At 67.5% G+C, this 6287-nt stretch carries 7 protein-coding genes and 1 tRNA gene; 2 read left to right on the plus strand and 6 right to left on the minus strand.

Translation table 11 applies throughout. The annotated features are described in order from the left end of the window. Positions 1-11: 11 nt before the first annotated feature. The 6 genes from modC to AB6A65_RS15070 form a co-directional block, all read right to left on the minus strand. A complete protein-coding gene (gene modC / locus AB6A65_RS15045) occupies positions 12-1097 on the minus strand; it encodes a molybdenum ABC transporter ATP-binding protein (protein WP_371039213.1) in 1086 nt (361 codons plus the stop codon). Continuing rightward, positions 1097-1792 carry a molybdate ABC transporter permease subunit gene (gene modB, locus AB6A65_RS15050; protein WP_371039214.1) on the minus strand — a complete coding sequence of 232 codons (696 nt, stop codon included), beginning with the start codon at positions 1790-1792 and terminating at the stop codon, positions 1097-1099. The genes modC and modB overlap by 1 nt, the downstream gene beginning before the upstream one ends. A 3-nt stretch (positions 1793-1795) precedes the next feature. Next, positions 1796-2521: a molybdate ABC transporter substrate-binding protein gene (gene modA, locus AB6A65_RS15055; RefSeq protein ID WP_371039215.1), complete on the minus strand. Its 726-nt coding sequence runs from the start codon at positions 2519-2521 to the stop codon at positions 1796-1798. Between the two features lie 132 nt (positions 2522-2653). Further along, positions 2654-2980 carry a winged helix-turn-helix domain-containing protein gene (locus AB6A65_RS15060; RefSeq protein WP_371039216.1) on the minus strand — a complete coding sequence of 109 codons (327 nt, stop codon included), beginning with the start codon at positions 2978-2980 and terminating at the stop codon, positions 2654-2656. Between the two features lie 77 nt (positions 2981-3057). Continuing rightward, a tRNA-Arg gene (locus AB6A65_RS15065) sits at positions 3058-3134 on the minus strand. A 43-nt stretch (positions 3135-3177) separates the two neighbouring features. Further along, entirely contained in the window at positions 3178-3489 is a 312-nt protein-coding gene (locus AB6A65_RS15070; protein ID WP_371039218.1) for an ETC complex I subunit, read from the minus strand. A 276-nt stretch (positions 3490-3765) separates the two neighbouring features. On the opposite strand from AB6A65_RS15070, the gene uvrB reads away from it, so the two are divergent. Both uvrB and AB6A65_RS15080 read left to right on the plus strand, forming a co-directional pair. After that, the gene (gene uvrB, locus AB6A65_RS15075) at positions 3766-5979 is read left to right on the plus strand and encodes an excinuclease ABC subunit UvrB (protein ID WP_371039219.1); all 2214 of its coding nucleotides are present in this window, start codon (positions 3766-3768) and stop codon (positions 5977-5979) included. A 5-nt stretch (positions 5980-5984) separates the two neighbouring features. Beyond that, on the plus strand, positions 5985-6287 hold a 303-nt coding region (locus tag AB6A65_RS15080; protein ID WP_371039220.1), incomplete at its 3' end, for a hypothetical protein.

A 6287-nucleotide genomic window follows, 5' to 3' on the forward strand; every position in this document is an offset into this window, starting at 1 on the left:
CGCGGCGGGGCTCAGCCGCCGCCGACGTCGCCCGGCGCCACCGACACCGCCTTGACCACCGCGACCACCTGCTGCCCCTCGGCAAGCGCCAACGCCTTGGCCGAGCGGCGGGTGATTCGTGCCAGGATCTCCCCTGCCCCGAGATCGATCCGCACCAGCAGGCCCGGCCCCTCGCCCGGACGGAGCGCGGCGATCCGGCCCTCCAGAAGGTTCAGTGCCGAAAGGCCGTCGGGACGCGTCGTGGAAATCATCACGTCCTGAGCCGACACGCGCACGCGCAGCGGTGCGCCCTCCGACGCGGCGACGCGCGGCAGGAAAAGCCGCCCGCCCGGCGCGGCGAGTTCGGTCAGGCCGTCGGGGTGATGCGCGACCACGCGGGCGGTGATCACGCTGCCCGCCGCGCGCGGCCCGAAGGCGGGCACAGCCGCCGGATCGGACATGACCTCGGCCGCAGGCCCCGCGCGCAGCACGCGGCCCTCCTTCAGCGCGACCACCGTAGTGGCGAGCCGCGCCACCTCCGCGACCGAGTGGCTGACGTAGAGGACGGGCGTTTCCGTTTCGTCGCGGAGACGCTCGAGATAGGGCAGTATCTCGGCCTTGCGCGCCTCGTCGAGCGCGGCGAGCGGCTCGTCCATCAGGATGAGGCGCGGCGCGGCGAGAAGCGCGCGCCCGACCGCGACGCGCTGCTTTTCGCCGCCCGACAGGCCCCCCGGGCGGCGCGGCAGGAGCGGCTCCAATCCAAGCATCCCAACGATCCGGTCGAAGGCCGCCGCATCCCGAGCGGCACGCGCCATCCATCGGCCGTAAAGCAGGTTCTGCCGCACCGTGAGATGGGGAAAGAGCCGCCCCTCCTGGAACACGTAGCCGACCCGTCGGCGGTGAGGCGGCGTCCAGAGCCCGGCCTCGATATCGAAAAGCGCCTCCCCGTTGACCGCGACCCGGCCCTTGTCCGGGCGCAGAAGCCCCGCCACCGCGTTCACCACGGTGGTCTTTCCCGACCCGGAGCGCCCGAAAAGCGCGGTGACACCCGGCGGCGCCTCGAAGCGTGCATCGAGTTCGAAGCCCGGGAACGCGTGGCTGACCTCGACCTCGAGCATCAGGCGCCGCCGACGCGCGCGGCGACGCGGCGGCCCACGACTTCCGACAATAAGAGCGCCCCCATCGCCACGACCACCGAGACGATCACCAGCTTCATCGCCGGGCCTTCGCCGCCGGGGATCTGCAGGAACGCGTAGATGGCGGACGATATCGTGCGAGTCTCACCGGGGATGTTCGACACAAACGTGATCGTCGCGCCGAACTCGCCCATCGCCTTGGCGAAGGCGAGGATGGCGCCCGCCACGATGCCCGGCAGTGCCATCGGCAACGTCACCGTCAGGAAGACCCAGAGCGGCGGCGCGCCGAGCGTCGCGCTCGCCTGCTCGAGCTTCGGGTCCACCGCCTCGATCGACAGGCGGATCGCGCGCACCATCAGCGGAAAGGCCATGACGCCCGCCGCGAGCGCAGCGCCTGTCCAGCGAAAGGCGAGGACGATGCCCCAATCGGCCAGGACGCTGCCGACAGGCCCGCGCGTGCCGAACGTCAGCAACAACAGGTAGCCCGTCACCACCGGCGGCAGGATGAGCGGCAGGTGCACGATGCCGTTCAGAAGCTGCTTGCCGGGAAAGGACCAGCGGGCCAGCGCATAAGCCGTGAGGATACCCAGCGGCAAGCTGACCAGCGTCGCCCAGAGGGAGACGCGCAGCGACAGCGCCACCGCCCGCCATTCATCAGGGCCGAGCCAGTCCAACATGCGCTATTCGGCGAGGACCACGAAGCCCTGACGCTCGAACGCCTTGCGCGAGTCCGGGCCGCGGAGGAAGTCGAGGAAGGTCCGGCTGAGGGCGCTCTGGCTCTCGGCGAGGGCGGCGGCCGGATAGACGATGGGCGGATGGGTCGCGGCGGGAAAGGTGCCGGCGACCGTCACATCATCCTCGGCCACCGCGTCGGTGGCGTAGACGATGCCGTAAGGCGCCTCGCCCGTCGCCACGAAGGCGAGCGCGGCACGGACATTGTCGGCCTGCGCCACTTGCGCCGCGACCTTGTCCCACTGCCCGAGGCTTTCCAGCGCCGCCTTGCCGTAGATGCCCGCGGGCACCGCGTCGACCAGCGCCATGGCCAGCCGCCCGTCGCCCAAGAGGCCCGCGAGGTCCATTCCGGGACCGATCTCGACCGGCGCGGCGGCGCCACCCGCCGCGACCAGCACGAGGGAATTCGCAAGGAGATCGAAGCGCGTGGCCGCTTCGACAAGGCCGTCGGCCTCGAGCATGTCCATCCAGCCCGGGTTGGCGGAGATGAAGACATCCGCCGGCGCGCCCTGCTGGATCTGGCGGGCGAGCGCGGAGGATCCGGCGAGGGAGACAACGACGTCGTGGCCGGTGGCGGCCTCGAAACCCTGCTCGATCTCCGCCATCGCGTCGCTCATGCTGGCCGCGGCGAACACCGTGATCCGGTCCGCGCTGGCCTGCACGGGGACGCACATGGCGATGACCAGCGCAGCCGCTGTCGTGCGGGCGGCCGCTCGAATGCAAGCTGGCTTGAACACCGGGGCGTCTCTCTCCTGTTGATATGTTTCACGAAACATATCGCCCGGCACCCCCGCCAATGGCAAGCGTTATTTCCCGCCGGACATGTCGGACGCGCCCGCCTCCGCGAGCAGGGCGCGCAGCGCAGCGATCTCCGCCTCTCCGGCGTCGGTCGCCCGTCGTTCGAGCGCGCGGTAATGCGCCAGCACCGTCGCTCCCGTCTCGGTCAGATGCGCGCCGCCGCCAGGGGCGCCGCCTCGGCTGCGCGCCACGAGCGGTGCCCGGAACGCGGCGTTCATTTCCTCCACGAGGCTCCAGGCGCGCTTGTAGCTCATCCGCATGGCGCGGCCCGCCGCCGCGATGGACCCGGTCTGCTCGATCAGTTCGAGCAGGTCCGCCTTGCCTGGGCCCAGCATGGCGTCGGCGCCGACCACGACGCGCAGGCGAAGGCGTGGAGGGTGCTCGGTCAGGGCCGCGGCCTCCTCGGTCGGTCTGGCGGTCCCGGAAGGACTCGAACCCTCAGCCTGCCGATTAGAAGTCGGCTGCTCTATCCAGTTGAGCTACGGGACCGCTCGCGCCGTTTTCGGCCATCGGGCGGAAATGCGCAAGCGCGTCAGTGCGTCCAGGAGCCGCGCCGGTCGGTCGCGAAATTCTCGCCGTAGCCGCGCGCGCGGATGTTGGTGCGGCGCTTGTGGGGCTCGAACACGATCGCCTCGATCCCGTGTTCGCGGGCGTAGGCCAGCGCGGCTTTCTTGGTGGGAAAGCGCAGACGGACTTGCGATTCCATGTCTGCCGAGGAGGTCCAGCCCATCAGCGGATCGATCTCCCGCGGGCTCGCCGGCGCGTATTCGAGCACCCATTGCCGGGTCTTCGCGGTGCCAGACGAGGTCGCGGATCGGGACGGTTTGTAGATGCGCGCGCGCATGACTTCCTCCGTGTCTTGCGACGGTTATGAAGGATGCCGCAGCCGGCGACAAGATCCCTCGCGGACCGCGGTGCAGGCAGACCTTGACCATCCGGACTTTCGCGGGGAGCGAGGGGTGGGTATGTGCGATCGGCCGAAAGGCCAAGGCGCTGCTTGCCGTTAAATGATATGTCACGAATGTCCCTTTTCGCAATCACAATCGGCGGGCGGCGCGATCGTCCGCCGGGGTTGAACCCGGGCGGGGAAGCGCGATCTTGAAGGGGAAGGAGACGCCTCATGCCCTACGCCCATTCCGACAAGTCCCCGCCCGAAAACTCCGCCACGATCCTGCACGCCGCGGCGGCGGACGTGCGCGCGCGCCCGAAGCTCGAGGGCGGCAGGCCGTTCGAGATGAAGTCAGACTTCGCGGCCGCGGGCGACCAGCCCACCGCCATCGCCGAACTCAGCGAAGGCGTGTTGTCGGGCGAGCGCGACCAGGTGCTGCTTGGCGCCACGGGCACGGGCAAGACCTTCACCATGGCCAAGGTGATCGAACGCACCCAGCGCCCGGCGATCATCCTCGCGCCCAACAAGACGCTGGCCGCCCAGCTTTACGGAGAATTCAAGGGCTTCTTCCCGGACAACGCGGTAGAGTATTTCGTCAGCTACTACGATTACTACCAGCCCGAGGCCTATGTGCCCCGCTCGGACACCTATATCGAGAAGGAAAGCCAGATCAACGAACAGATCGACCGGATGCGCCACTCGGCCACACGGGCGCTTCTGGAACGCGACGATGTCATCATCATCGCCTCGGTGTCCTGCATCTACGGCATCGGCTCGGTCGAGACCTACGGCGCGATGACCCAGGATCTGCAAGCCGGCGAAAGCTACGATCAGCGCGCCGTGATCGCGGACCTCGTCGCGCAGCAGTACCGCCGCAACGATCAGGCCTTCCAGCGCGGCGCGTTCCGGGTGCGCGGCGACGTCCTGGAAGTCTGGCCCGCGCACCTGGAGGACCGGGCCTGGCGGCTGTCCTTCTTCGGCGAGGAACTCGAAGGCATCACCGAGTTCGACCCCCTGACCGGCGCGCGCACGGGCAGCTTCGAGCGGGTGCGGATCTATGCCAACTCGCACTACGTCACCCCGAAGCCCACGCTTCAGCAGGCGATCCAGAGCATCCGCAAGGAGTTGCGCCAGCGGCTCGACCAGCTGGTGAACGATGGCAAGCTGCTGGAGGCGCAGCGGCTCGAGCAGCGCACCAATTTCGATCTCGAGATGCTGGAAGCCACGGGCGTGTGCAACGGGATCGAGAACTACTCACGCTACCTGACCGGGCGCGCGCCCGGCGAGCCGCCCCCCACCCTCTTCGAGTTCATCCCCGACAACGCCATCGTCTTCGCCGACGAAAGCCACGTCTCCGTGCCCCAGATCGGGGGCATGTATCGCGGCGACTATCGGCGCAAGTTCACGCTGGCCGAGCACGGCTTCCGCCTGCCCTCCTGCATGGACAACCGCCCGCTCAAGTTCGAGGAATGGGACGCCATGCGCCCCCAGTCGGTCTTCGTGAGCGCGACGCCCGGGCCGTGGGAGCTGGAGCAGACCGGCGGCATCTTCACCGAGCAGGTGATCCGGCCCACCGGCCTTCTGGACCCGCAGATCGAGATCCGTCCTGTCGAGATGCAGGTGGACGATCTTCTGGACGAGGTGCGCAAGGTGGCGGCGAAGGGCTACCGGACGCTCTGCACCACGCTCACCAAGCGCATGGCCGAGGACCTCACCGAATACCTGCACGAGCAGGGCATCCGCGTGCGCTACATGCATTCCGACATCGACACGATCGAGCGGATCGAGATCTTGCGCGACCTGCGGCTCGGGGCGTTTGATGTCCTGGTGGGCATCAACCTGCTGCGCGAGGGCCTCGACATCCCCGAATGCGGGCTGGTGGCGATCCTCGACGCCGACAAGGAGGGCTTCCTACGCTCGGAGACCTCGCTCATCCAGACCGTCGGGCGCGCGGCGCGCAACGTCGACGGGCGCGTCATCATGTATGCCGACCGCGTGACCGGCAGCATGGAGCGCGCCATGGCCGAGACCGAGCGCCGCCGCGCCAAGCAGATCGCCTACAACGAGGAACACGGCATCACCCCCGCCACGGTGAAGAAGAATGTGGAGGACATCCTTGCCGGCCTCTACCAGGGCGACGTGGACATGAACCGGGTCACGGCGACCGTGGAAAAGCCGATGGCGGGCGCGAACCTCCAGGCCCATCTCGACGGGCTGCGCGAGGACATGCGCAAGGCGGCCGAGAACCTCGAGTTCGAGGAAGCCGCGCGCCTGCGCGACGAGGTCAAGCGGCTGGAAGCGGTGGACCTCGCCGTCCACGACGACCCGCTGGCCCGCCAGCAGGCCGTGGAGAAGGCGAGCGAGGATGCCGCGGGAAAAAGAGGCCGCTCCACAGGGGGACGTGCGGGGCAGCGTGGGGGGAATGTGAAGAGGAGGGGGAGGTAAATGCCATGAATGGCCAAAATGAACAACTCACGCCACCTAAAGGCTTGGAACATGAGTCTTCGCCTCGTCACATATGGAAGACAGTTCTGGGTCGCGCAGTTTTTGGTTTTTATGCAGAGGTTAACAATAATCCTTATTTTGTTAACGATCAATATATTGAAAATCTTTGCGAAATTGAAAATGAGATAACTGCGCGCTATGGTCGCACCACTATTTATTCCCTAATCTTTAGCATTTTCGCCATAGCAACAGCCAATGATGCGCTTGGAGAAGCTTCATATTTTGGATTTTCGATAGCGAGCATACCA

The sequence above is a fragment of the Rhodosalinus sp. FB01 genome, assembly GCF_041365715.1.
Classification (GTDB): Bacteria; Pseudomonadota; Alphaproteobacteria; order Rhodobacterales; family Rhodobacteraceae; genus Rhodosalinus.